We start from the raw sequence: 25,834 nt of genomic DNA on the forward strand, positions 1-25,834 counted from the left end.
ACTAAAAACCTCGCCACAATCGTGACGAGGCTTTTTCTATTCGTTGCGGTTTAAGTATGCTTGGATTCTTTCCATTGCTGCTTGTAGATTGTCCATGGAAGTGGCGTAACTAATCCGGACGTAACCTTCTCCACCAGGTCCAAAGGCTTTCCCAGGCACGACCGCTACTTTACCTTTACGTGCTAAGTCGTAGCTGAATTCAAAGCTATCTTGAATTTGATCTGACGGGATTTTGGCGAAGATGTAGAAAGCGCCATCGGGATTAGCTAATTCAAAGCCCATGTCCTGGAGTGCGGGAACGATGAAGTTCCGTCGTCTTTCGTACTCGGCCTTCATGGCAGCCGTGTCTGCTGCTCCGTTTTGGAGGGCCTCGGTCGCGGCCGCTTGGGCGTTGGTTGTGGTAGACGTAATTGTAAATTGATCAATTTTTTCAAGTTGATCGGTGATGTCCTTAGGCGCAGCCATGATGCCGATTCTCCAGCCGGTCATCGCGTGAGACTTAGAGACTCCGTTAAGTAGGATGGTTTGGTCGGGCAGGAGGCTCGCGATCGAAACGTGGGGGCCGCTGTAAGTTAGTTCGCTGTAAATTTCGTCGGAAATGACGAAGATGTTGTGCTGCTTGATAATCTTAGCTAATTTTTCTAAAGCAGCGCGATCATAGGTTTTTCCCGTCGGGTTGGATGGGAAGTTTAAGACGATAGCTTTAGTGTTGGGATGCGCTGCTAGCGTTTCTTCAAGCTGTTCGGGGGTCAGTACAAAACCGGTCCTAGAGGTGTCCATGAAGACGGGGTGGGCGCCGCGTAACTGGGTAACTGGAATGTAAAGCGGAAAGATGGGAGTGGGAATCAAAACGTCATCACCAGGATTTAGAATCGAGGTGAGGGCTGCGTAAATTCCGCCAGTTGCCCCAGCGGTCATGATAATTTCGGTTTCCGGATCGTAATTCAAGCCGTAGCGTTGGTGCAAAAAGTCGGCTGCGGCCTGCCGGAGTGCCGCGGTTCCCCGGGTAGGAGCGTAGTGGCTTTCGTCATTGTTAATGCTGGCAATGGCCGCTTGTTTAACATGTTCGGGGGTCGGAAAATCAGGTTCCCCGAGGGTCAAAGGAATCAGATCAGGAATTTGGCTTACGTCGTCATTGAATTTTAAAATGGCGGAGGGTGACAGTTCGAGCATTTCATAGTTCATGTGGTTCACTAATGGATTAGGCATGGTAAAATCTCCTTTTAAAATTATTGGTAATCAATGTGAAAATCTTCGGCCGTTTGCAGATGGAGCTTGTCAGTAAAGAGGTAGCGACTGAGAAATGCGAGCGCAACCGGTAAGACGATGAATAATAATAGACTCACGATGATGGCACTTCCCGTGGCATGCGGATGGGCGTCTAAATTGGCCAGCGGTCCAACTAAGCCAGAAAGGCCGAATCCGGCACTGACTGGAGTTCCTTTGACGTTGAACAGCGCCCCGATGCTTCCCACGATGGCGGCATTAATTATGGAAGGAATAAACAACTTCGGTTTCTTTAACACGTTGGCCATCTGAATTTTGGGGGTTCCGACGAAATGAGAAATGGTGGTCCCCAGGGAATTCACCGATGAGCCCGCGATGGCAACGGTGAAGGCGGCGGCCGTAATTCCCAGGTTGGCAGAACCAGCGGCAATACCAGAAATTTCAATTGCAGTGGCAATTCCTACCGAGCTAATCGGGGAAAGGACGAGAATCGCAAAACAGATGCCCATGAGGGCGCCCATGATTAACGGTTGTAAACCCGTGAACTGCATGATTAGTTTTCCAATGGCCGTGGTAAAGGCGGTCACTGGTCCAAGGGTCACGAGTCCAATCTCACCGCCAATCAGTAACGTTAGAGTGGGCAATAACAGAATTGTGTAACCTTTAAGGCGTTTGCCCACGAAAATGATGAGGGCATAGGCTATCGCGATGGTAATTCCGATGTTTAAAACGTTTCCGCTCCCGGTTACAGCGATTTGTCCTTGGTTAAAGTGGGCGTTTCCAGCTCCAACTGCGGCTGCAAGGGCTAAACAAGTAGTCTGAATCGGCGTGAACTTGGCCAGCATCCCGACACAAACGGCACTGGTGGCCGGCAGTAGCATGGCCGCAATCCCGGTCATAGCGAGGATGATGCTTAAAAAGGGGGCGTGGGGTACCAACGGTTTCACAATGGCATTCAGGATGGCACCCGGTACGAGGGCCACAATTAATCCAATCGAGATTCCGTTTAAAATATTATTGGTGGCAGTTTTGAGCGAAGTTGGCATAAGCGGTCCTTTCTAAATTAAACAATGCTAAACAAAAAGCCTAGTTAGAACCGAGATTCTAACTAGGCTAGTTTTTCCAGAAAATTCCAATCCAAACGGACCAACCTAGTTAAAATCGTTTCAGATCTAACTAGGCAACCAAAAATTACCTTACTTAGATCTGCGCGGATTCCAAGTAAAGTAAAAATAAAAGCTGGTTGGTCGAAGTGACTGACTGGTCATGATGAATTTTCCTTTCTAAGTTAAGTTGGCTTAATTAAACAATGATTAGGCGGAACTGTCAAGGGTAAATTTAAAGAACCGCATTCGGACAAGTTCCAGTAGCAATGGTTGTGGCAAAATTTTGATAACTAATGCTAATCATGTCTTTTAAAGCTGGTTCCGTAAAGGAGCCGACGTGGGGAGTGATAATGGCATTCGGAAATTGCTGGCTTAGCTGGAGCACTTCTTGATTGGGGAGTGCGGCTAAATGATCGAATTCCTTTCCAAAAATTTGGGCTTCATCAACCACTACATCGGCACCATAGCCCCCAATCACTTGATTGGCTAGGGCCCAATTAACGGCAGGTAAGTTAACAACCTGAGACCGAGCGGTATTGATTAGGATTGCATCTGATTTCATAGCTTGTAATTCAGCTTGATCAATGAGATTTTCCGTTTTCCCAGGAATTAAGGGCACGTGGAGCGAAACAATATCCGCCTTTGCGAGTAATTCGGGAAGCCCAACGAGTGTAATTCCATTTTTTTGGTGGGGATCAGCTGAGTTGGGATCATAACCAATTACAGTGGCTCCCATTCCAGCATATAATTTGCCTTCCGCGGATCCAATCCGACCACAGCCAATGATTCCTACCGTGGAACTATGAATTTCTTTACTAAAATAGTGATCCAAAACTTTAAAGTTCCCGTTATGGGTATTAGTAATTTCTGGAGCTACCTTCCGAAATAAAGTCATTCCCAGCGTTAAAGCTAGCTCTGCTACGGCGTAAGGGGAATAGGCGGGAACCCGGGCTACCTTTAACCCTAGTTCTTTGGTAGCGGTCAAATCTAGGTGATCAACTCCGACGGTTCGGGTGAAGACGTATTTAATTCCCCACGCTTTAAATTTTTCGAGGTTAGTCCGATCGCCTAAACAATTTCCCCGCAGTAAAACACCAGTTGATCCCCGTGCCGCAGTGGCGTTTTCGTGGTCTAGTAGTTCTGGAACAAGGTTCAATTCATAATCATGGGTATTTAATTCTTTAAAATAGGCAACTTCAATGGGGCGAACCCCGTATGCAGTGATTTTTACCATGGTGGTTTTCCTTTCTATTTCAGTAGTCCCGTGCTATTGATTACTTGTAGAAGTGCAATCCAAATCGGCATCATGATTACGGCTAAGACCGTGGAAATCAGAGAGGCATTGGAAGCTAGGATAGCATTGCGATTAAAGCTAATGGCGTACGCAGAGGCAACGGTTGCAGTTGGAGTGGCCATCATAATGACCATCGTAGCGATGGCGATAAAGCTCATGGGCAGGATTCCCAGTGCAGAGAGGCCACCGGCTAGGACTAACGTTACTAATGGAACCAGAATTACTTTGTTAAAACCGTAGTACCAAGAAATTTTGCTGCCGGCTGCTTGTTTGAAAGAAAGAGAACCGAGGGTTACCCCAATTGAAAGCCATGCTAATGGTGAAGCTAATTGGGCCAGGTAGTTAAGTGGAGTCCACAGCCACAATGCAGTTTGATCGATTCGGAAGAATGCTACCGAATGAGTTCCTGCGCTTTGATCAATAACGCCTTTTACGAAAGTAGGAACCGTTACGTGAGGAACGTAGTCTTGAATTAACCATAAAATCAAACCTAGGAAAGTAGCAATTACGACAGGATTAAGCAACATCTTTTTGACGTTCTTTAATTCCATTTTGAGGCCAGACATTTTGATGTAGGCGTATGAATACAAGAAAACCCGATAGCCGATGTTAAAGATGGAACTATACATAATTCCTTTGGGGCCTAGCACTGCGCCCACAATGGGAATTCCGAAGAAGGTCGTGGAACCAAAGGTGGTTAGGATTCCCATTACGTCCCGTTCTGATTTAGGTAACTTAATGTAAAGAAAGGGAGCGACAATGAGGAAAATAATGATGATTAAAAAGCCCCAAATTAAGACACTCATTCCTTCTGATAACGTTTTTCCGTCAATGGGTGCCATGAAGGAGTTAAGGGCTAAAGCAGGGATGGCAACGGTAAGGGTCACCTTGGCTAAGGTTTTTCCAAATTGTTCGGAAAAGATGTTCTTTTTCCGCAAAAAGAACCCTAGTAAAATAATAAAAATCGTTGAAGTGATGGCACTAACAATACTGGGATTAGTTAGAGTCTTCACGAATGCATCAGTAATAGTCATACAATCCTCCAGATTAGATTAAAGCTATTCTAAGCTTATGCGTTAATATCAAACGATTTTTATTTTAGCATGAATTTCTAATGTTTGTGAATGTTTTTTCAAATTTTACTTTTACACCTTAGCTTGATTACTAACTAAAAAGCATCGCCAGATACTATCTGGCGATGCTTTGATTTAATTATTTAGTTCGACTATTCAACGATACGTTTCCCTTGTCCACCTGTAAAATTGGTTGGCCGGTATCATCACGCACCACCTTAATGTTTGAGTAATCATCGTTGCCAGTGGAATTATTGCTAATTTCTTTGGAAATGGTCTGTAAGGCCTTGACGGCGGTGTCCCAAACTTGCGGGGATGAAGAATCGACACTCTTGACGATAGGGGAAGAAGCTGGGATGTTCACGTTAACCGTTTGGGCATTTGGATCCCAAGTAGCATTTGTTCCTTCACTATTTGGGACTTTATCGACGACCTTTTGTACGGCTTGGGCCGCATCTTGTCCCGACTCGTATTTGTTGTTTTGGGTAAAGGACTTCACGATTTCAACAATGTTGTTTTGTGGTTTACTTTGGTTGTCCTGATCTTTCGTATTAGTAGTTTTACCAGTTTGAGCCTGATTGGCTTGATTTTGGGATTGCACTTGACTGTTGTGATAGTTCTGATACGTGAAGAAGGCAATTACAGCCAGTAAAATTACCACTAACAGCACGATGACGTTACGCCAGAAATGAGATTTGCGGGGACGAGGTTGATGATTTGTCGTATTCTTAGTTTGCGCTTTAGCGGGTTGGTCAGTTTGTTGCTGATTGGAATTACTCTGACTTCTTGTTTGCGGTTCGTCACAGTAGGGACAGTACGAAACCCCATCGGGAATCAAATTTTTACACCGGGGACATTGGTGGGTTCGCACGTCACTCCGGTTTAGATAAGTAGGTTCTAAGCTAGGTTGTTTGGTATTACAATATGGGCAGTATTGGGCGGTTTGCGGGATTTCTTTACCACAGTTAGTGCAAAATTTCTTGTTTTCTGAATTCATGGGACTCTCCTTTGTAATTTTACTTTCATTTTACCATATTAATAACATTGACAAAATTAATAATAAAAAGCTTGAAATACGCAATGAAAACGCATACAATATACTTTGTGCTAAAAATGGTACCGATTAAAAAGAAAGAGAAGAGGAACTAGAATATGATGCCGTTTATAGTTTTAATTTTAGGAATCATGTTATTGCTATTTTTGATTATCAAACTCAAACTTAATACGTTTGTATCCTTAATCGTAGTAGCAATTTTGGTAGCTTTGGGGCTTGGAATGAATCCAGCTTCGATTGCTTCCTCCATTAAGTTGGGAATTGGAAATACGCTGGGAGAACTAGCGGTCGTCTTCGGGTTTGGAGCCATGATTGGGCGACTCGTTTCTGATTCTGGTGGTTCGTATCGGATTGCCCAAACTCTAATTCAAAAGTTTGGGAAGAAACGGTTACAACTGGCCATTGTGGTGGCTTCCTTTATCATCGGGATGTCATTATTCTTCGAAGTAGGATTGGTATTATTAACTCCAATCGTCTTCGCGGTTGCTTTGGAAGCTGATGTACCGTTCCTATACCTGGGAATTCCGATGGCTGCTGCTTTGTCTGCCACGCAAGGATTCTTACCACCACAACCCGCTCCAACGGCGGTTGCGACAGCTTTAGGCGCTAACATTGGTCAAGTGCTGCTGTTTGGGATTATCGTAGCGATTCCTTGTGTGATCGTTGCTGGTCCATTGTGGACAAAGGTTGTGAGGCGCTTCTTCCCGAATGCATTCGTGGTTAAGAAAAGTTTGCCGGCCTTTGGTGAAGTGAAACAATACGATTTAAAGGATACGCCTAGTTTTGGGTTATCCGCTTTGACCTCATTATTACCAGCCATCTTTATGGCATTGAACACGATTTATCAATTAGTGGTTCATGGTGGAAAAGAAGTTAAAAATCCACAAGGGTTCGATGCTGTAATTTCCATGCTGGGGAACCCGATGATTGCGATGGTAATTGCCTTGCTCTTTGCCATCTGGTCCATGGGATTCCATCGTGGTCGCGACATGAAGCAAATTTCTGCTAGTATCGCTGATGCCGTTAAATCAATTGCAATGTTACTGTTAGTTATCGCCGGTGGTGGTGCTTTCAAACAAGTTTTGATTGATGGTGGGGTAGGGAATGCCGTTAAGGGATTAATGATGCACTCCAGCCTGTCCCCAATCCTCTTAGGTTGGTTAGTTGCTGTGATTCTCCGGGTTTCGCTGGGATCGGCAACGGTGGCCGGAATGACGGCTGCTGGATTGGTAATGCCATTAATGTCATCTTTAAACGTAAATCCTGTAATGATGGCTTTGGCCATCGGAGCTGGTTCGTTGGCTGCATCGCACGTGAACGATGCCGGCTTCTGGATGTTCAAAGAATACTTTGACTTAGACATCAAACAAACATTAGGAATTTGGACCACGCTCGAAACCGTGATTTCGGTAACGGGACTAATTGTGGTGCTCTTGCTGAATATGGTTGTTTAAAAATCAATTATAAATAAAAGGGTAATCCGATTGCGGGGTACCCTTTTTGCTTGGTTAAAAAACGGATTATCACTTCCACCAAACGTGACTCAGTGTCCTTTTTGTAATTGTGTGGTTGCTGATTTTAGGTTATGCAATTAAATCCATTTGGCACGATTATCACAACCGCCACTAATTAATTCAGGAAAGATCTATCTTTTTGGTCAGATTTTTAGTATGATTTGCTTTAATTCAGAACTAAAGCTCTCATCTGGGAATGTTAGTTCTGTAAAAACCGAATTTTAACTTAAAGGAGTCCAAACCAATGGTGAAAAAAAGATCCCAAGCATAATGGGACTAATTAAAACTAAACATTGCTGATTATGTCAGCAAAATCAGTCCCATTTTAAATCAAACTAATGAAAATGATTGATTTAATTGAGAAAGGGACTTTTTGATGCCAAAAATTGAATTACACACACCACGGCTGGGTTATTCTGCCACCCAGGTGGTGTTACGCGACGTGGATTTAACGTTGACCGGCGGAAATTTTTACGCTCTTGTCGGTTCTAATGGAGCCGGTAAATCAACCCTCATGAAGATCATGGTGGGAGTGCTAAAACCGCTCTCGGGCAGAGTCCGAATGACAGTTACAGATGCTAAGCAACCAGTCTTTGGACAAATTGGTTTTTGTCCGCAGTTTCCGTTAGTCGATTGGTACACGCGGGTCCGCGATAACGTGCGCCTTGGACCACTTTTAGCAGGCCAATCCTGGAAGACTAGTCGGAAGAACGTGCAGGCTAGTTTGCGACTACTAGGAATTGAACGGTTGCAAAAGGCAGCCATGGATCACATTTCGGGTGGTCAGCAGCAACGGGTTCAGTTAGCTCGCGAATTGGCCAAGCAACCAGCCATTTATTTGCTGGACGAACCGACCACGGGGCTGGACGTGGAAACGATTGAAAAGTTATTTACTTACTTGCACGCTCGTGCTGAAGCCGGCGCATTGGTGTTAATTGCTAGTCACGATTTAACCAGCGTGGAAGCATACGCCAATCAGCTGATTTTGCTGGATCAGGGCCAAGTTCAATACCAAGGTTCGTTAGCCACGTTCATCAATAACGGTAAGACTGCATCTACTGTGCAGGTCACGATAGCAAATGAAAATGCTTCGAGAATGCTACCCCAAGCGGGATATCAGGTTACTTCGGATGGCACGATTACGGTATCACAAGGTGAGTTACTGGAGCTGTTGCAATTTCTAACGGATCACCAGTTAGCAGTCGACAAAATCGAAACCATTCAACCAAATCTGCGTACCCGGTATCTCCAGTTCAAACGGGAGGAGGCCGCTGATGAATCCTAGTTAATTTCGCCGCCAATCCTTGGAACTACGGGGATTACTAGTGGTGGTTCTCAACGAGATTCAAGCCTTTCGCAGTAACTTAGGTCTGTTGGTGTCCATGACGATGCAACCCATTCTGTATTTTGCCTTTTTGGTGATGGGGATTTCGGCAACGACTGGTTCCGTTCAGTATGCCGGGCACCGAATTTCGTACGCAATGTATGCTGTGATGGGAGTCATTGGCTTAATCATGATGACACAGATGTCACAGGCGATTTACCGGAGCACCGTGGACAAACAATTTGGCTTGCTGGCGGTTAAGTTTATGAGTGGAGTCCGTCCCGGTTATTACATTATGGGGATGAGCATTTTTCCCATTCTAGGCTACTTTTACCAGTGCGCTATCTTAACGTTATTAGCGCTTGCCATTGGAATTGGAATTAAGCTCGCTGATTTTAGCATGGCAATCCTCGTCGGATCCTTCTTTTTGTTGTTTTGGAGTTCGTTAGGAATTATTTGCAGTGCGTGGTTTAAGAACTATCAACAGCGGGACGTGGTGATGCAACTGGTATTTTCTCCGATTGCCTTCACAGCGCCGTCGTTTTACGTGGACGGGCATGGACCCGCTTATCTACGGCTATTAGCTAATCTTAATCCGTTAACGTATCAGCTCCGGGCGTTACGCTCGGTGGCGTACGGTAATTTTGATTTAGCGGTGTTATTAGTGGGATTACTACCCACCGTTTTGATGCTGATACTGGCGACGGTGATTTTAAAGCATCTACCGTTAACTCTACAGGAACACTAACCAAAACAACCACTCGCATTTGCGGGTGGTTGTTTTAATTTGCTTGGGATTAAATGGTTAAAGCTCATCTCGCCACAACGGCTGTGACATACAACGAGCACCACCGCGACCGCGAGCTAGTTCCGAAGAGGGGATTTCGTGGACGGTCAATCCGTGCGACCGCATCAATTGAATGGAGCGGTAGTTCCGGTCATAGGTGATGACCTCGCCGGGAGCAATTGCCAGGTTATTTGACCCGTCGTTCCACTGTTCCCGTGGTGCAATGATTGCGTCACCACCGCCAGTTTCAATCAGGTCGATTTCACTGAGCCCAAGGGCTTCCTTTAAGACCGGTTGTAAATGATGCGCCTGTTTAATTTTTACGCCTTCTTTCCCGTTGGGACGCAAGATTTCAATGTTTAATTGATAATCCTGGTCCATAATACCAGGGAAAATGGTAAATTGATCGCGATTAACCATCGTAAACACGGTATCCAGATGCATCATAGCGTGATTGTGGGGGATGTGTATGGCAATGACTGTTTCAAATGTTGATGCTGGATCGTTAAAGAGATGCTCCGCCAGAGTAAGCGCCGCTTCGCTAGTGGTTCTTTCTGAAATCCCAAGTGCCAGAGTGTGCTGATTGAGCACTAGTTCGTCACCACCTTCTAAGTGGGTCGGAAGGGTAGGTTGTAACCAGGTAGGAGTATCGTGAAAGCGCGGATGATGGTCGACAATCCAGGAGAAGATGAAGGATTCTGGTTTTCGGGCCGCAAAGGTCATCGGATTAATGGTAAATCCGTTGCCGAGGGTGGCCTGCGGATCCCGGGTAAAATAAGCGTTCGGGAGGGGAGGCAAGACGAATGGTTGGTGGTAGTCTTCCGGCAGTTCGACTGTTTCACTCCGTAAGCCGGCGTAGACGGTTGTGGCTAACTCCGCAGCTGGTAATGTTTGTAGATAAGCAGCAGTTGCTTGAATTTGAACGGGATCGAGTGCAAATTGAGCCAGATAATCTTGGATAAAGCCAGTTTTTACGGCCTCATTGCGAAGGATTTCCTTTAGTAAGCGTTCGATGTAGACGGGCTTAACGTGATGTTGTTTTAATAGCGCGGTGAACTGATCGTGTTCCTGCTGCGCAATTTTTAAAAAGGGCACGTCGTCGAAAAGTAAGTCTTTCATGGTATCCGGTGTAATGTTTTCTAACTCCGGTCCGGGACGATGAACCAGCACCTCTCGTAGGGTGCCAATTTCTGAGTTAACCTGTAAGTGGTTGGGCATGGGAATCCTCCTAGGTAATTGGTGACACAAATCATTTTTAGCATACTGCGTTTAACCACGAGAACCTAGGTTTAATGTGAGGTTAGATTACATCAAAAAAAGCAGATTACTAATTGTAATCTGCTTTTTGCATTAATACCACTATTCCTTTGTTTGAAAATGCCGATAAGCCGTTTCTACGACGGTTCGAAAATCATAAACCTCCGCATCTCCCTGGTAAATTGGTTCGGATTGATAGGGGGACTGGGCTTGGTATTCGGACTGAATTTCTAAAAAATCATCGTAGAGATCCATATCAATATCTTTGTATTGTTTGGTAACCTTGTGACCGTCCTCTAAGACATTAACTAGCTGAGTCACGGTTGGACGGTGTAACCAATATTCAGCCAAATGAATGGAGGTATTGGTTTCAAAGTTCGTCCCAATCATGAGAATTTTGGCAGGCACCTGTTTAGAAAAGAGGGTTCCTAGTGGTGAATCTGGACCTAAGCCATAGTCAAAACCGTGGTGAGCCAACTCTGCCTGTCGTGCACCGTAAATGGCGAACGAATAAAGCGGGTGATTAGTACGCACCACCCCCGGATACTTGCGAAAGGTCTCGGGGATAATGCCAAGCCCTTTAGAAACCGGAGTCGTGAGCGGATTGTACGGAATTTGATTGTCCCGAATAAATTGCCAATCAGCTGGATCAGCTGGGGGATATTCCCAGGTTCCCGGGTCGCTAAGCTCCACGGATTGGGTCGGTAGCATTAGCGTGCCCGTTGAACCCACAGTCTCCAGCAACGATTGAATGACCGCTTCCGGACCTCCAATTACAAAGCCCAGTGACTTGAGTGAGGAATGGACGATGACCGTGTCTCCCGTTTGGATCCCTAGGCGTTGCCATAGTTGAACGAGCGATGACTTGGTGACAATTGGGCGACCGTTGATTTCGGATTTAATTGTCTCTGGCATGATAGCTCCCATCTGCTGTAATGGTTAAGCAATGGTAAGTGACTTAGTGGGACTGTTCTTCTTTCTTGCGAAAGGAAACCAAAATAGCCCAAAAGTAATTGAGAATAATCACCACGATGTTTTGGACCACGTTGACTAGGTTTTTTCCTAGGCTGGAATCAAACTTCAGAACGCTAACTCCAAACATTAAGATTCCCGCTCCGATGATGAAGGTTAAAAAACGGCCGGCAAAAAAGGTGGCCATTTGGTACCAAAACTCTTTAGTGGAGTGATGTTGGTTGTGAAAAACAAAGTATTTATTGGTATAAAACGCAAATAACACGGTAATGACCCACGCCACGGAGTAGTTAATGACGTAGTTTAAACTAGTGTATTTATCCAAAAGATAAAAGCTTACCAGGTTTACGACCGTGGCCGCTACCCCCCAGAATAAATAGGGGATAACATCCTTGTGATTCCGGTAAAGCTGCATTACTTTTTCAATCATTCTTGCTCCTCGATAATGTATTGCGGCCGGTGTTTAGCTTCTAAGTAGATTTTGCCGATGTATTTGCCGACGATTCCTAAACAAAAGAGTTGGATTCCACCCATTAACAGGATGATGGAAACGAGAGACGGCCAGCCGGCGACCGCATCTCCGAAGAAGAGGGCCCGCACGACGACAATCAGGATGCCAATCATAGCTAAGAAGCAGGAAAAGCCACCAACAAAGGTTGCAATCCGTAACGGGGCATCCGAAAAGTCCACGATGCCTTCAATGGAGTATTCGAATAGTTGGAACATGGACCAGTGCGTTTCACCAGCGGCCCGTTCCCGACCTTGATACTTAATGTACTTGGTCTGGAACCCGACCCAACTAAAGATTCCTTTTGAAAACCGGTTATATTCGGTTAGCTCGTTCACGGCTTGAACGTAGCGTCGGGTCATTAAACGATAGTCCCGGACGTTGGGTTTGATTTTAACGTCAGATAAACTGTCGATGACTTTGTAAAAACTAGCGGATAAAAAGGCCCGGATGGGGTTTTGTTTCCGACTGGTCTGGATACAACCCACACAGTCGTACGGTTCAGTATTAATGATGTGCAACATCTCTGGTAACAATTCCGGCGGATCCTGTAAGTCGACATCCATTAGGGCGACGTAATCACCCTTGGCGTTTCTTAAGCCGGCCGCCATTGCCGCTTCCTTTCCAAAGTTACGGGAAAAGGAGATGAAGTGGACGGTATCAGGGTGAGCTTTGTGCAGTTCGCGAATGATTTTGATGGTATCATCACTCGAACCATCATTAATGAAGAGATAGTCCGGTTGATATTGCTTGGTTTCGGCGTTCATTTGGTGAAAAACTTTTTCCACCGTTTCAAAAAATAGTTGAATTGATGCTTGTTCGTTATAACAAGGGACAATCAAACTGATTGTTTCCAAATTAGTTCCTCCTTGATACTCTTCAAACGATGATTGAAAAGGATAAAATACTTATTTCATTCTAGCATTAATTAAGTTAATGCGGAATGTGAATTTCTGCTACAATGGTACTTAATTGTTTAATTAATTTTTAACTAATTAACCATAAGGGAGGACCCTCAATGGCAACCCGGAAACAACGTCTCATTCAGTTTTTAAAGATTCTTTTGAAACGCTATACGCTTGGAAACGTGTCTGATTCGGCCGTTGTCTTTGCTTACTACGTTTTGTTCTCACTGTTCCCGATTTTAATCATTGTTGGGGGAATTATTCGGCTGACGAACTCGAACGTTAATCACGTCCTAGCGTTGATTCAGTCTGCAGTTCCAGACTCGATTTATCAGGGAATCGCCCCGATTGCAAAATCGATCTTTACCGGCGACGGAGGGAGTATTCTGTCAATTGGGATTATCATTGTGATCTGGTCGGCTAGTAGTTCAATGGCGGCCTTTCAACGGACCATTAACCGGATTTATGGGGTAACGGAACAAAGTACACTGATGAATCGGTTGACTTCCTTTATCTGGATGTTGTTACTGGTCGTCCTATTATTTGTGTTGATTGTGTTAATGGGATTTGGACGCGTACTCTTGAACTTTGCTCACCATGATTTGCACGTACCCATGAGTATCATTAATCTGCTGAACGCCGCACGGCTTCCAGTAACTTTAGGGATTTCAATCGTTATTTTAACCTTGTTGTACTACTTCGTTCCTAGTGTGGAAACAAAGCTCAAGTATACGGTGTGGGGTGCCATTGTGGCCTTAATCGGCCTGTTGGCGTTGACCCAAGTCTTTTCGTTAATCATTAGTTCCTTTTTCCATAACATTTCGGCCTACAAAACTTTAGGAACCGTGATGGTCTTGATGCTATGGCTTAACTTTACTGGCACAATTCTTTTGTTTGGAGCGGTGGTCAATGCGAGTCTGCAGGAGTACTTTGGTGGATCGTTGCCAGAATCAATGGCCCAAACATCCTTAAAAGCGCTCTATGAAAAAAGCCCGCACCGAAACCGGCAGGGCAAATGAAAAAGGAGTTAACCTTGTTGATGGGCATTATCCACGAGCGTTTGGGAAAACTGATCCAACGTTTCGATGTCAGCTTCGTCAGGATCAAGGTTAATTTTGACGTTGGGAGCGCCTTGCTTAGCCCCCGTATTTTTGAGGGCATCTGCAAACTTATCAACAGCGACGTTGTAAAATTCTTGATAGAAAACATCCCCAGAACCAGCAACGCCAAACGTTTTCCCGCTAAGATCAAGATCAGCAAGATCATCGAAGAAATCTAGCCCTTCTTCGGGGAGATTTCCTTCATCATAAGTATAGGGACAGATAACCACGATGTCTGCATCTTGCAGTTCCGCGGCATCCGTTTGTGAAATTTCGGTTTCTTGCACCACGATACCTAGGTCTTCTAAGCCCTCGGTCACAATGTCTGCAATGTCTTCGTTGTTCCCGGTGATGGTTGCAAAAACCACGTGTGCTTTAGTCATTGAGGCACTTCCTTCGATTTTTCTTTTTAGTATAGCAGAACCGTTCGTGATTGTGAATTTTAGAAAGGACGCGATCTGATGGCCGAACAAAGCCAGTTACACAAAGTGACCAAGGTGGAAGCCCAGCAACGCCCGGGTCGCTATAACATTTACCTAGACGGTGAATACGCCTTTCCCGTGAGTGAGGAGGTCTTAATTCAGTACCATCTCTTTAAGGCACAAACGCTGACAAAGGCGTTGGTACAAACGATTCAGGCAGCAGATCAACAGTCAAAACTGTTTGCCAAGGCCGTTGACTTCATTTCGTATCAGAGTCGTACGGAAGCAGAAGTCCGTACCAAATTACAGGGGTTGTCTGAGGATGCGGATCAAGTTGAGGCCGTTTTAACGCACCTGCAACAACTAGACCTTATTAATGACCAGCAGTACGCCCAACGTTACGTGCAGCAAGCAGCTTTAGCAGGCAAGAAAGGGCCAACCGCAGCCGTTCGCTACCTAATGCAAAAGGGAATTAGTGAAGATTTAGCGCAAACGATGGTGGCCCAGTTTTATGCGGAGGACCGAGCGGCAACAAACGCACGGCCATTGGCGCAAAAAGCGTTTGACCAGTATGCACGTTACCCATATAATAAAAGAATTGAGAAGACCAAGTTGAGTTTAGTCCGGAAGGGGTTTTCCTTTGCAACGATTGACGAAGCTATTACTGAACTAGACGATACGGTGGATGAGACTGAACAAACTGCGTTATTGGAAAAGGCGGGAAACAAGGCCTGGCATCGTTATCGCGGAGCTGAACGGTTTCAAAGAGTGCAAAAGGTCAAGCAAGCACTCATGCGGCAGGGTTTTTCCTTCGCTGACATTGACCAATTTTTAGATAACATAGAGGAGTAGCAATGAAAAACGTGAAAGGCAACCGACTACTATTTTGGACGCTCGAAGTCCTTCTGGTGGTCGCCATTATTTATGGTTGTACCAAAATTGATTTTATTTTTCGACCCATTGGGATTTTTATTTCGACCATCTTCGCTCCGTTATTAATCGCGGGCTTTTTGTACTACATGTTAAACCCAATTTTGGAACTTTTGATGAAGGTTCCGATTACTAAAACCAAACGGATTAGTCGTTCGGGAGGGACTGCCATTATTTTTGTGGTTCTATTGGGATTGATTGTTTTCTTGTTGGTTTCTTTTATTCCTCGGCTAGTGTCGCAAATTGCAAACATGGCTAGCAACATGCCCCAGTTTGCCGCCCACCAAGAGGAATCTTTAACTAAACTAACGAAGCATGGCTTTTTAAAGAACATTAACTGGGATCCAATTATTGCTAAGGTTCAGAGTGAGTACTCTGCTTATCTCAAAACGTTACTAGCCCATTTGTCGTCTAGTGCTGGGAATATTATTTCAATGGCTGCCAGCGTGGTCGTAACCATCATTACGGCACCAATTATTTTGTTCTACATGCTTAAGGATGGGGATAAATTAGTGCCTAGCCTTGAAAAGATGTTACCCGGTCTGTCCGACAGACACCGCAAACAAACCCGGATTTTATTAAGAAAAATGAACCAAACCCTTTCCCACTACATTGGTGGTCAGGTGATTGAATGTCTATTTGTGGGAACGTTTACTTCGATTGGTTATTTTCTAATCGGTCAAAAATATGCCCTGCTTCTCGGAGTGTTTGCGGGATTTTGTAACCTGATTCCATACGTGGGTCCCTACATTGGGATTTTACCAGCGCTTTTGGTGGCCATTACGGTGAGTCCAGTGCAAGCCATCTGGACGATTGTGGTGGTGATCATCGTGCAACAAGTTGATGGAAACTTCGTATACCCGAATGTGATTGGGAAGAGTTTGAACATTCATCCGTTAACCATCATTATTATCCTGTTAGCGGCCGGAAACATTGCCGGACTGTTAGGAATGATTTTGGCAATTCCAATTTATGCCATCGTCAAAGTCGTGATTGGCTTCTTTTATCACATTTGGCAATTACAACATGATGAACATTAACCAAAAAATCCGGATTTCCGGATTTTTTTGCTAGTTGACTAGAAGATCATTGTAACAGGAGGAAAAGATGCAAAAACAACAGTTACAGGCAGAGGTAGATAAGCGTCGGACCTTTGCAATTATTTCGCACCCGGATGCTGGGAAAACCACGATTACCGAGCAGTTACTCCTGTTTGGAGGAATCGTCCGGGAAGCCGGAACCGTTAAGGCCAAGAAGAGTGGGAACTTTGCCAAATCGGATTGGATGGAAATTGAACAAAAACGGGGGATTTCCGTGACAAGTTCGGTGATGCAGTTTGATTATGCGGGTAAGCGAGTTAACATTTTGGATACACCCGGACACGAAGATTTTTCGGAAGATACCTACCGAACTCTGATGGCCGTTGATTCAGCCGTGATGGTGATTGACGCCGCCAAGGGGATTGAGCCCCAGACCAAGAAACTCTTTCAAATTTGTAAGATGCGGGGGATTCCCATCTTTACCTTTATGAACAAGTTGGACCGGGATAGCCGACCACCGATGGAACTGGTGGATCAACTCGAAGACGTACTGGGCATTGAAGCATATCCGATGAACTGGCCAATCGGATCAGGGCGAATTTTCAAGGGTCTGTATGACCGTTACAACCACCGAATTGAAAAATTCCAACCGGAATCAGACGGGCGGACGTTCTTACCACTCAACGACGACGGTGAAATTACGGAACCCAATGATTTAGCGGGCGACGACATTTATCAAGAAGCCAAAGATGAGATGGACTTGATTTCTGAAGCGGGGAACCAGTTTGATCCAGAAAAAATTGCACATGGGGACCAAACACCGGTCTTCTTTGGTTCGGCCTTAGTGAACTTTGGGGTGCAAACCTTTTTAGATGCGTACCTGAAGTTAGCCCCGGCTCCTGGACCTCACCGGACGACTGATGGGACCAAGGTGGAACCTACGGCCGATGAATTTTCAGGCTTTGCCTTTAAGATTCAGGCCAACATGAATCCGCAACACCGGGATCGGATTGCGTTTGTTCGGATTTGTTCGGGTGAATTTACTCGAGGGATGGACGTGACCTTAAATCGGACCCAAAAAGCGATTCGACTCTCGAATGTGACCGAATTTATGGCGAACACGCGTGAAAACGTGCAGACTGCGGTTGCTGGTGATATCATTGGGTTGTACGATACCGGAAACTTTCAAATTGGAGATACGATTTACACCGGAAAACAGGCATTGCAGTTTGAAAAGTTGCCACAGTTTACCCCGGAACTCTTCATGCGGGTTTCTCCCAAGAACGTAATGAAACAGAAGTCCTTTCACAAGGGAATTCAACAGTTGGTTCAGGAAGGAGCCATTCAACTCTATACCACCTACGATACCGGTCAATACATTTTAGGGGCCGTGGGACAACTGCAGTTTGATGTCTTTCAGTTCCGGATGCAAAACGAGTACAACTCGGACGTCTTAATGGAACCAATGGGACATAAGATTGCGTGTTGGATTGATCCAGATCAACTGGATGAAAAGATGTCTTCTTCACGAAACATTTTGGTGAAGGACTTGCAGGGAGATCCGCTATTCCTCTTTGAAAATCAATTTGCGGAACGCTGGTTCCAAAGTAAGTATCCGGATGTGAAGTTAACGGCGAAGTTATAAGCAACGGAGGGGTTTTATCATGAAACATTTATCAGCATGTACCAGTGTGATGGTCGGGAAGAATGCCAGTGTGGACGGATCTACCATGATTGCACGAAACGATGATACGTTTTTACCCCTGACACCCCAACGATTTACGGTCGTGCCAGCGTACCACCAATCAAACAAGACCTGGCAATCTAACCAAAATGATTTTAGGATGGGGTTGCCCACGGATGGATATCGGTATTTAGCGACGCCCAATGCAGACGTGGAGCACGCCGGCGTGTTTGCTGAAAGCGGATTTAACGAAAAAAACGTGGCGATGAGTGCTACCGAAAGTGTCTATGGGAATCCCCGGGCATTGTCACACGATCCATGGGTTCCGAATGGAATCGCCGAAGATTCCCTCCAATCAGTGGTATTACCTTACATTAATTCCGCGCGCGAAGGGGTAGAATACCTCGGTAACCTGATTAAGCAATATGGCTCTCCCGAAGGAAACGGGGTGCTATTTGCAGATGCCAATGACGTGTGGTACATGGAAATCGTAACGGGACACCACTGGGTGGCTGAACGGATTCCTGATGATTGCTACGCCGTGGTTGCCAACCAAGTTGCCATTCAAGAGGTTGACTTTGATGATTCAGGTCAATTCATGTATTCAGACGGAATTCAAGAATTTGTCGAGAAGTACCATTTAAATCCAACGGTGGACGACGGTTTTAATTTCCGCAGAATCTTTGGGACTTGCAACGAAAAGGACCGCCACTACAACACGCCTCGGGTTTGGTACGGACAAAAGATTCTTAATCCTGAGGTAGAACAGTCACCGGTGTCTAACGATTTACCATTCTTGCGCAAGTCCAGTCGGAAAATCACGGTGATGGACGTGGAAAGCATCTTAAGTTCCCATTACAACGAAACAGACTATGATCCGTTAGGCAATGGACCCAAGGAATTAAAGACGAAGTTCCGGCCGGTCTCCATGAACCGGACGCAAAATTCACACGTGTTGCAATTCCGTAATGACGCCGAGAATCCGCAGTGGGCGGCAATTATGTGGCTAAACTTTGGAGTACCGGCCTTTAGTCCGTATGTGCCGTTCTTTGCAAACGTTGAGCACACCCCAGCAACCTACGAAACTACGCCGTTAACGATGGATGATCAAAGTGCGTACTGGATGTACCGGAAACTGTCGATGATTGTAGAATCACATTATCCGCAGTTTATCCAAATGGCCCGGGATTTTAAGACAGAAGCCAACCAGATGTTCTTAACCCACTTGGAAAACACCATCTACCAAGCCCGGCACCTGGAAGAAGCGGAAGTTCCGACTTTCTTGGAAAAACAAAATCAGAGTTTAACAAACGAAATGCGCGATCGGGTGCACGAGTTTATGAACACCCTGATGTCTAAGGGCTTAACCCTATCGAAGTTAACCTATGACATGGATAAAAATTTGTAAGCACAAAGGCTTCAGCTAGCAGCTGAAGCCTTTTTTGGTGCGCTTAGATTGAAATTTTAACCACAAAAAAACCCGTAACTCATCAGAGCTGCGGGTTTTGCGGTCATTATTGAGCGGCAACGTGAATTTGATCGTCCTCAACATCGGCTACCAATTTCTTGGTGTCTGGGTGGTCTAAGAGGTATCCCGCCGTTGGGTCTTCAATTTGTTCTTGAATGACCCGCCGTAATGGCCGTGCTCCCATGGCTGGATCGTAACCTAATTCCACTAATTTTTGCTTAGCAGGTTGGGTAACCGCCACGTTAATACCAGCGTCTTGCAGGTTCTGGTTCATGTCATCTAACATGAGGTCCACAATCTTAACTAAGTTGCTCTGACTTAACTGGTTAAACTCAACGATGCCGTCAAACCGGTTCAAGAATTCCGGTTTGAAGTAAGCACCCAGTTTGTCTAAGACAGAGTGAGTCTTGCCACTTGCTTCAGCACCAAAGCCGACGTTTGAACCAGCGTTGGTCCCGGCGTTACTGGTCATGATGATGACCGTGTCCTTAAAGGAAACCGTCCGACCTTGCGAATCGGTTAACCGACCGTCATCTAACACCTGTAAGAAGGTGTGCAGAACGTCTGGATGAGCTTTTTCAATTTCATCGAACAGAATCAAGCTGTATGGGTGTCGCCGGACTTTTTCGGTTAGCTGACCGGCTTCGTCGTATCCAACGTAACCCGGTGCCGCTCCAATTAACTTGGCAACCGATTGTGGTTCTCGGTATTCAGACATGTCAAACCGAATCAAAGCATCCTTGGAGCCAAAGAGCTGGTTGGCTAATTGTTTAGCTAACTCGGTCTTTCCGACTCCGGTTGGTCCGACGAAGAGGAAGGATCCAATCGGACGACCAGACTTGTTGAAGCCGATTCGGTTTCTCTGAATGGCCTTGGCCACTTGGGAAACCGCTTGGTTTTGTCCAATCACGTGCTCCTCTAGGTTGTGATCTAACTGTTTGAGTTGTTCTTTTTCTTGGTCTTCCAAGTCACCTACGGGAATGTCAGTAATTTCTTCGACCACTTGTTGCATGTCTTTTTCCGTAACCGTGTTGTTATTGGTGTTGTAGTTTTTCGCCCCCCGCTCCCGTTTGGCTTCTAGCTGTTTTTCTTGATCGCGGTAGAAAGCAGCTTGTTCGTAATCTTCCTTATGAAGAGCAGCTTCCTTTTGCTTCTCCGCTTGGGCAATCTCTTTTTCAATCGCCTGGGGGTCAATGATGTTGAGCGTTAAGTTCTTTCGTGAGCCCGTTTCGTCCATTAAATCGATGGCCTTATCTGGTAAGAACCGATCGTGAATGTAACGGTTGGAAAGGTTCACGGCTGCTTCGATGGCCTTATCCGTGTAGTGAACGAGGTGGTAATCTTCGTAGTTCTTTTGCAAGCCCCGTAAAATCTTAATGGCTTGTTCTTGACTTGGTTCGTTGACCATAATTGGTTGGAACCGCCGGGCCAGGGCTGAATCTTTTTCAATTTCGCGGTATTCTTTGAGCGTGGTGGAACCAATTAACTGAAAGTCACCTCTGGCTAGGGATGGTTTCAAAACGTTACCGGCATCCAAGCCACCTTCAGAATTACCTGCTCCAATGATTTCATGAATTTCATCAATGAAGAGAATAATGTTGGGATCAGCTTTGACCTCTTTAATTAGTTGTTGCATTTTCTTTTCAAATTGACCTCTAATTCCGGTTCCTTGAATAATCGAAACCATGTCAATCTGAATGATCCGCTTGCTTTGCAATTTCTGCGGTACCGTTCCATCGGCAATTTTTTGGGCTAAGCCTTCCACAATCGCCGTTTTTCCGACTCCCGCTTCTCCAATTAAAACAGGGTTATTCTTAGAACGTCGGTTTAAGACCTCAATGGCCCGGGCTGTCTGTTCATCCCGGCCAATCACAGGATCTAACTTTCCTGCCCGTGCGAGTTTGGTTAAATCAGTTCCGTAAGTTGCTAAAATTCCTTTTTGACCGTTGTTACCGTTACTGCTTTGCGTTCCGGTAGCCCCGTTTTGATTACTTCCTTGCATGGAGCGAATTAAATCATCAAGATTTCCAAATCCGTATGCACCTTGTTGTCCTTCCATGGTACAACCTCCTTTTGATCAATGATCATTTTTGACCTTTGTTGACTTTTATTTGTGTTTATTATTATACTCACCTCGAGTTTGGTTTCAAGGATTTACATCTCTGGGAAAATTGGTGAGCAACTATGGTAAAATAAATGAGGAAACGGAAAGGAAGCGAATCCAATCGAAGCAACGAAGGAAGCGTTTACAGAACAACTAGAACAGCTGCAAAACGGAACCATTCAGGAGCTCACCGTGCAACCGGATCAGTTCTTTGTTTTCCAGCAGGCTTTTATGGATTATCCGACGCGCAAACGAGTAGTGGGGACCGCGTTTGAAAACGGCGTGGTGGTGTACCACTATGCAGCGGATAATTAAGGAAAGCTTAATAATCTGCGCTAAGGCGCAAAAACTTGTATTTTGACCGATATATTGGTACTCTTAGAGTATAAATATGGTTAACAAAGGGGTGCGTTTATTATGGAAAAACGTCAATTTAAAATCACTGCAGAAACTGGGATTCATGCTCGTCCGGCTACTTTTTTGGTGCAAACCGCTAGTAAATTCGACTCTAACATTACGCTAGAATACGAAGATAAGACGGTGAACCTGAAGTCTATCATGGGAGTTATGTCACTTGGGGTCGGCCAAAACGCAGTGATTACCATTACTGCTGATGGTGACGATGCTAAGGATGCTTTAGAAGCTATCGCTAAAACCATGAAAGAAGAAGGATTAATCGAATAGTCGATTTTGAGGTTCCAAGAGTTGCTCCGGCAACTCTTTTTCTTTAGGGTCATAGTTTGCAAACTACCTGGGAAACCAATATAATTTAGTTGTTTATCGTCAATTTGAAAGGGAGAACCGGCGCTTGAATATCGGCTTATTTACAGATACATATTTCCCCCAAGTTAGTGGAGTGGCAACTTCCATTAAAACGTTAAAGGATGAATTAGAACGACGGGGCAATCATGTCTATATTTTTACGACCACAGACCCAAATGCGGATGAGGAACGGGAAGCAGGCATTTATCGCTTTTCTAGCATTCCATTTATTTCGTTTACAGAACGACGGATTGCAGTTCGGGGGCTTTTTCAGGCCACCCAAATTGCGAAGGGATTAAATCTAGACCTGGTGCACACCCAAACTGAGTTTTCGATGGGAGTGATTGGCAAGTTTGTGGCGCGTAATCTTAACATTCCATGTGTGCACACGTACCACACCATGTACGAAGATTACCTTCATTACGTGGCCAACGGTCATTTACTTAAACCAATTCACGTTAAAGAGGGGACGCTGGCCTTTTGCCGTCATTTAGATGGGATTGTAGCCCCAAGTAAACGCGTGCTAGATAAACTAACTGACTATGGCGTAAAAAGTCCAATTCGCATCATTCCAACGGGAGTCGATTTACATCATTATGAAGATGGCGGGAATGTAGCAGAATTACGGAAGAAACTGGGAATCACTCCAGACCAACCAGTTTTACTGTCGTTAAGTCGATTAGCGTATGAAAAAGACATTGATACGTTGATTGGGCAAATGCCGACGATTCTAGAAGCGGTTCCGGATGCCCATCTTGTCATTGTGGGGGACGGACCAGCAGCAGATGATTTGCACCAACAGGTGGCTCGGTCTGGCTTGCAAGCCCATGTGACTTTTGCCGGTGAGATCAATAATCAAAAGGTCAACGCCTACTATCGAATGGCGGATTTATTTGTGTCAACGTCGAACTCTGAATCTCAGGGATTAACCTATATTGAAGCGATGGCCGCCGATACCAAAGTAGTGGTGGCTGCTAGTCCCTATACGAATGATTTGATTACTGATCCATCTTTAGGGAAAACGTTCACCACGTTAACAGAATTTAGTAACGATGTGATTGAATACCTACAGCATCCCACTGCTTACTTGGATAACTCTGAACTACGGCAGCAAAAATTGCATGACATTTCGGCCGATTACTTTGTGGATCAAATCGAAAGTTTTTATCGCGACGTTGTAGACCGTTACGTTAGCACTGACGATAAGGAGTAGAATGACGATGCTCAAAATTGACATGTTTTCAACGGCGACCAAAGTCAAAGGTCAGGGAGTAGGAAGCGCCTATCTGGAATTAATCCGGTTATTACGTGACCGTTTTCCGACGGAATTTCAAATTGAAGTGAACCAGTATCGTCCTGCTGATATTAGTCACTATCACACCATTAATCCTACTTTTTACCTGTCGACGTTTAGTAAACATCGGGGGCGTAAAATTGGCTACGTGCACTTTCTGCCAGAAACTCTGGAGGAAAGTTTGCAACTACCCCTGGGAATTAAGCAATTGTTTTATCGGTATGTGATTGCATTTTACAAACGGATGGATCAAATTGTGGTGGTGAATCCGACCTTTATTCCCGAATTGGAAAAGTATGGGATTTCAGCCAAACGAGTAACTTACATTCCGAATTTTGTAAGCAAGACGGAATTCCATCCGGTATCACCAAATCAGAAGCAAAGATTGCGTGATCAATATGGTTACGATCAGCATCGCTTCACGGTAATTTGTACGGGACAAGTACAAACCCGAAAGGGCGTGTTAGATTTTGCCAAGCTGGCTCAGGCAAATCCGATGTACCAATTTATCTGGGTGGGCGGTTTTTCGTTTGGTGGCATGACTGCAGGTTATTCAGAACTCAAAAAGTTGGTTGAAAATCCACCGGCGAACCTGAGTTTTCCGGGGATTGTGGACCGCAAGCAGCTGGTTGACTACTATGATTTGGCGGATGTCTTTTTACTGCCATCCTATAATGAGCTATTTCCAATGTCAGTGTTAGAAGCCTTTTCTTGCGGGTTGCCGGTGATTTTACGGGATTTACCGCTATACCAACAAATCATTGCTGGTTATTATGCGCCTGCTAAGGATGAGCCAGATATGAATCAGTGGTTACATCAATTGGCGGATGATCCTGAGCAGTTGGCGGAGTATGTTCATAAAGCAGAAACGGCTTCTGATTATTATTCTGAGGATCACTTAGCCCAGATTTGGCATGATTTTTACATCCAGCAAGCCCAAATACAGGCGGAAAACGGGAGGTCTCATGTCCAGAAGAAATAAAATTTCGTTACTACTCATGGTGGCCATTGGATTGCTAATCTCGTGGTACGCTGTGCGTGACATTAAATTTAGCGTGCTAATTAATGACCTTTCTTCCGTCAACTTAGGGTGGCTAACCGTCGCTCTGGGTTGTATTTTACTGTATTTTTTCTTTGAATCGGTCGTGACCTATCTTTTGGTGAAGAGTAGTACGCCAACATTTTCGTTTCGGGATGCAATTCGGGTTCCCCTGGTTGAACAACTCTTTAACGGGATTACTCCGTTTTCTAGTGGGGGTCAACCTGCGCAATTGGTGGTGCTCCTTCAAGCTGGTGTTGATGGAGGGAAGGCCAGCTCGGCCCTGTTAATGAAGTTTGTCATCTATCAAGCAATGATTGTCCTGAATTTTGTGGTGAGCTTGATCATTGGCTTTCGCTACCTGGTTGATACTGTCCACTCGTTAGCTATTTTTGTAGTGTTCGGGTTTTTGATTCACCTGGTGGTGATTGTGGGACTGTTGATGATCATGTACTGGTATTCGATGACAAAAAAGCTAGTCAACGGCTGTTTTAAAGTGGTGGGCTGGTTTGTCAACGAAAACAAATACCAACGTTGGAAACGAACTTTGAACCAAAAAATTGATAATTTCCACGATGAAAGTATTCGGATTGGGCACGAAGGGAAACTAATGGCCAAGGTCTGCATCTTGACCTTTTTACAACTGTTTTTCTACTACCTCATTCCGTATTTTGTGATGCTGTCGTTAGGTTATCATAATGCGAACGTCGTAATGGTTACTAGCCTGGACGTTTTGATCTTCTTAGTAATTTCAATGTTTCCTATTCCGGGAGGAGCGGGGGGAGCCGAATATAGCTTTGAAAAGTTATTCCGTAGCTACATTCATAGCTCCAGCAAATTAGCGTTGGCCATGATTTTATGGCGATTATTGACCTACTATCTCGGTCTGTTCTTAGGGCTGGTTGCCTTGATGATCAAGCCCCGGCGCGTTCACGCGCAAAATAATAAAGCGGAAAGTATGGAGGAATAA

At 45.0% G+C, this 25,834-nt stretch carries 24 protein-coding genes; 13 read left to right on the forward strand and 11 right to left on the reverse strand.

Going from position 1 to position 25,834, the window contains the following annotated elements; all coding sequences use genetic code 11:
• Nucleotides 1-36 precede the first annotated feature (36 nt).
• From M3M37_RS01090 to M3M37_RS01110, 5 genes are all read right to left on the reverse strand, one after another.
• Nucleotides 37-1,209 (reverse strand): aminotransferase class I/II-fold pyridoxal phosphate-dependent enzyme, encoded by a 1,173-nt coding sequence (locus M3M37_RS01090; RefSeq protein ID WP_252795348.1) that lies wholly within the window; start codon nt 1,207-1,209, stop codon nt 37-39.
• Nucleotides 1,210-1,229: 20 nt separating this feature from the next.
• Nucleotides 1,230-2,273: a PTS sugar transporter subunit IIC gene (locus tag M3M37_RS01095; RefSeq protein ID WP_252795349.1), complete on the reverse strand. Its 1,044-nt coding sequence runs from the start codon at nt 2,271-2,273 to the stop codon at nt 1,230-1,232.
• Between the two features lie 292 nt (nt 2,274-2,565).
• Entirely contained in the window at nt 2,566-3,567 is a 1,002-nt protein-coding gene (locus tag M3M37_RS01100) for an NAD(P)-dependent oxidoreductase (protein ID WP_252795350.1), read from the reverse strand.
• Between the two features lie 14 nt (nt 3,568-3,581).
• Complete coding sequence (locus M3M37_RS01105; RefSeq protein ID WP_252795351.1) at nt 3,582-4,661, reverse strand: AEC family transporter; 1,080 nt, start codon at nt 4,659-4,661, stop codon at nt 3,582-3,584.
• Nucleotides 4,662-4,839: 178 nt separating this feature from the next.
• Nucleotides 4,840-5,697, reverse strand: coding sequence for a zinc ribbon domain-containing protein (locus tag M3M37_RS01110; RefSeq protein ID WP_252795352.1), 858 nt, complete (start codon nt 5,695-5,697; stop codon nt 4,840-4,842).
• 158 nt (nt 5,698-5,855) lie between these two features.
• Here M3M37_RS01110 and M3M37_RS01115 point away from each other — a divergent pair, with 158 nt between their 5' ends.
• The 3 genes from M3M37_RS01115 (at nt 5,856) to M3M37_RS01125 (ending at nt 9,340) form a co-directional block, all read left to right on the forward strand.
• Nucleotides 5,856-7,208 carry a gluconate:H+ symporter gene (locus M3M37_RS01115; RefSeq protein WP_252795892.1) on the forward strand — a complete coding sequence of 451 codons (1,353 nt, stop codon included), beginning with the start codon at nt 5,856-5,858 and terminating at the stop codon, nt 7,206-7,208.
• 436 nt (nt 7,209-7,644) lie between these two features.
• Nucleotides 7,645-8,553 carry a metal ABC transporter ATP-binding protein gene (locus M3M37_RS01120; RefSeq protein WP_252795353.1) on the forward strand — a complete coding sequence of 303 codons (909 nt, stop codon included), beginning with the start codon at nt 7,645-7,647 and terminating at the stop codon, nt 8,551-8,553.
• 40 nt (nt 8,554-8,593) lie between these two features.
• Nucleotides 8,594-9,340: an ABC transporter permease gene (locus M3M37_RS01125; protein WP_252795354.1), complete on the forward strand. Its 747-nt coding sequence runs from the start codon at nt 8,594-8,596 to the stop codon at nt 9,338-9,340.
• Between the two features lie 57 nt (nt 9,341-9,397).
• Here the strand turns inward: M3M37_RS01125 and M3M37_RS01130 are convergent, their stop codons facing one another.
• The 4 genes from M3M37_RS01130 to M3M37_RS01145 all read right to left on the reverse strand — a co-directional run bounded on the left by M3M37_RS01130 (nt 9,398) and on the right by M3M37_RS01145 (nt 12,973).
• Nucleotides 9,398-10,597 (reverse strand): arginine deiminase, encoded by a 1,200-nt coding sequence (locus tag M3M37_RS01130; RefSeq protein ID WP_252795355.1) that lies wholly within the window; start codon nt 10,595-10,597, stop codon nt 9,398-9,400.
• Between the two features lie 141 nt (nt 10,598-10,738).
• Complete coding sequence (locus M3M37_RS01135; RefSeq protein WP_252795356.1) at nt 10,739-11,551, reverse strand: AAC(3) family N-acetyltransferase; 813 nt, start codon at nt 11,549-11,551, stop codon at nt 10,739-10,741.
• Nucleotides 11,552-11,594: 43 nt separating this feature from the next.
• Entirely contained in the window at nt 11,595-12,038 is a 444-nt protein-coding gene (locus tag M3M37_RS01140) for a GtrA family protein (RefSeq protein WP_252795357.1), read from the reverse strand.
• On the reverse strand, nt 12,035-12,973 hold the full coding sequence (locus M3M37_RS01145; protein WP_252795358.1) for a glycosyltransferase family 2 protein: 939 nt from the start codon (nt 12,971-12,973) through the stop codon (nt 12,035-12,037). The genes M3M37_RS01140 and M3M37_RS01145 overlap by 4 nt, the downstream gene beginning before the upstream one ends.
• Nucleotides 12,974-13,134: 161 nt before the next feature.
• Here M3M37_RS01145 and M3M37_RS01150 point away from each other — a divergent pair, with 161 nt between their 5' ends.
• Nucleotides 13,135-14,040, forward strand: a complete 906-nt coding sequence (locus M3M37_RS01150) for a YihY/virulence factor BrkB family protein (RefSeq protein ID WP_252795359.1) — start codon at nt 13,135-13,137, stop codon at nt 14,038-14,040.
• An 8-nt stretch (nt 14,041-14,048) separates the two neighbouring features.
• On the opposite strand, the gene M3M37_RS01155 is transcribed toward M3M37_RS01150, so the two are convergent.
• Complete coding sequence (locus M3M37_RS01155; protein ID WP_252795360.1) at nt 14,049-14,504, reverse strand: flavodoxin; 456 nt, start codon at nt 14,502-14,504, stop codon at nt 14,049-14,051.
• A 78-nt stretch (nt 14,505-14,582) separates the two neighbouring features.
• Here M3M37_RS01155 and recX point away from each other — a divergent pair, with 78 nt between their 5' ends.
• From recX to M3M37_RS01175, 4 genes are all read left to right on the forward strand, one after another.
• Nucleotides 14,583-15,395: a recombination regulator RecX gene (gene recX, locus M3M37_RS01160; RefSeq protein WP_252795361.1), complete on the forward strand. Its 813-nt coding sequence runs from the start codon at nt 14,583-14,585 to the stop codon at nt 15,393-15,395.
• 2 nt (nt 15,396-15,397) lie between these two features.
• Nucleotides 15,398-16,513 carry an AI-2E family transporter gene (locus M3M37_RS01165; protein ID WP_252795362.1) on the forward strand — a complete coding sequence of 372 codons (1,116 nt, stop codon included), beginning with the start codon at nt 15,398-15,400 and terminating at the stop codon, nt 16,511-16,513.
• Between the two features lie 67 nt (nt 16,514-16,580).
• The gene (locus M3M37_RS01170) at nt 16,581-18,158 is read left to right on the forward strand and encodes a peptide chain release factor 3 (RefSeq protein WP_252795363.1); all 1,578 of its coding nucleotides are present in this window, start codon (nt 16,581-16,583) and stop codon (nt 18,156-18,158) included.
• Nucleotides 18,159-18,177: 19 nt separating this feature from the next.
• Entirely contained in the window at nt 18,178-19,605 is a 1,428-nt protein-coding gene (locus tag M3M37_RS01175; protein ID WP_252795364.1) for a C69 family dipeptidase, read from the forward strand.
• A gap of 106 nt (nt 19,606-19,711) precedes the next feature.
• Here M3M37_RS01175 and M3M37_RS01180 read toward each other — a convergent pair whose 3' ends face one another.
• Nucleotides 19,712-21,724 carry an ATP-dependent Clp protease ATP-binding subunit gene (locus M3M37_RS01180; RefSeq protein WP_252795365.1) on the reverse strand — a complete coding sequence of 671 codons (2,013 nt, stop codon included), beginning with the start codon at nt 21,722-21,724 and terminating at the stop codon, nt 19,712-19,714.
• 237 nt (nt 21,725-21,961) lie between these two features.
• Here M3M37_RS01180 and M3M37_RS07435 point away from each other — a divergent pair, with 237 nt between their 5' ends.
• From M3M37_RS07435 to M3M37_RS01200, 5 genes are all read left to right on the forward strand, one after another.
• Nucleotides 21,962-22,084 (forward strand): hypothetical protein, encoded by a 123-nt coding sequence (locus M3M37_RS07435; RefSeq protein WP_274705545.1) that lies wholly within the window; start codon nt 21,962-21,964, stop codon nt 22,082-22,084.
• 102 nt (nt 22,085-22,186) lie between these two features.
• Nucleotides 22,187-22,453: a phosphocarrier protein HPr gene (locus tag M3M37_RS01185; RefSeq protein WP_252766983.1), complete on the forward strand. Its 267-nt coding sequence runs from the start codon at nt 22,187-22,189 to the stop codon at nt 22,451-22,453.
• Between the two features lie 124 nt (nt 22,454-22,577).
• Nucleotides 22,578-23,744 carry a glycosyltransferase family 4 protein gene (locus tag M3M37_RS01190; RefSeq protein WP_252795366.1) on the forward strand — a complete coding sequence of 389 codons (1,167 nt, stop codon included), beginning with the start codon at nt 22,578-22,580 and terminating at the stop codon, nt 23,742-23,744.
• 7 nt (nt 23,745-23,751) lie between these two features.
• Nucleotides 23,752-24,807, forward strand: coding sequence for a glycosyltransferase family 4 protein (locus M3M37_RS01195; protein WP_252795367.1), 1,056 nt, complete (start codon nt 23,752-23,754; stop codon nt 24,805-24,807).
• The gene (locus M3M37_RS01200; protein WP_252795368.1) at nt 24,791-25,834 is read left to right on the forward strand and encodes a lysylphosphatidylglycerol synthase transmembrane domain-containing protein; all 1,044 of its coding nucleotides are present in this window, start codon (nt 24,791-24,793) and stop codon (nt 25,832-25,834) included. Before M3M37_RS01195 ends, M3M37_RS01200 begins: the two co-directional genes overlap by 17 nt.

It is taken from the genome of Fructilactobacillus carniphilus (assembly GCF_024029675.1).
GTDB classification, from domain to species: Bacteria; Bacillota; Bacilli; order Lactobacillales; family Lactobacillaceae; genus Fructilactobacillus; species Fructilactobacillus carniphilus.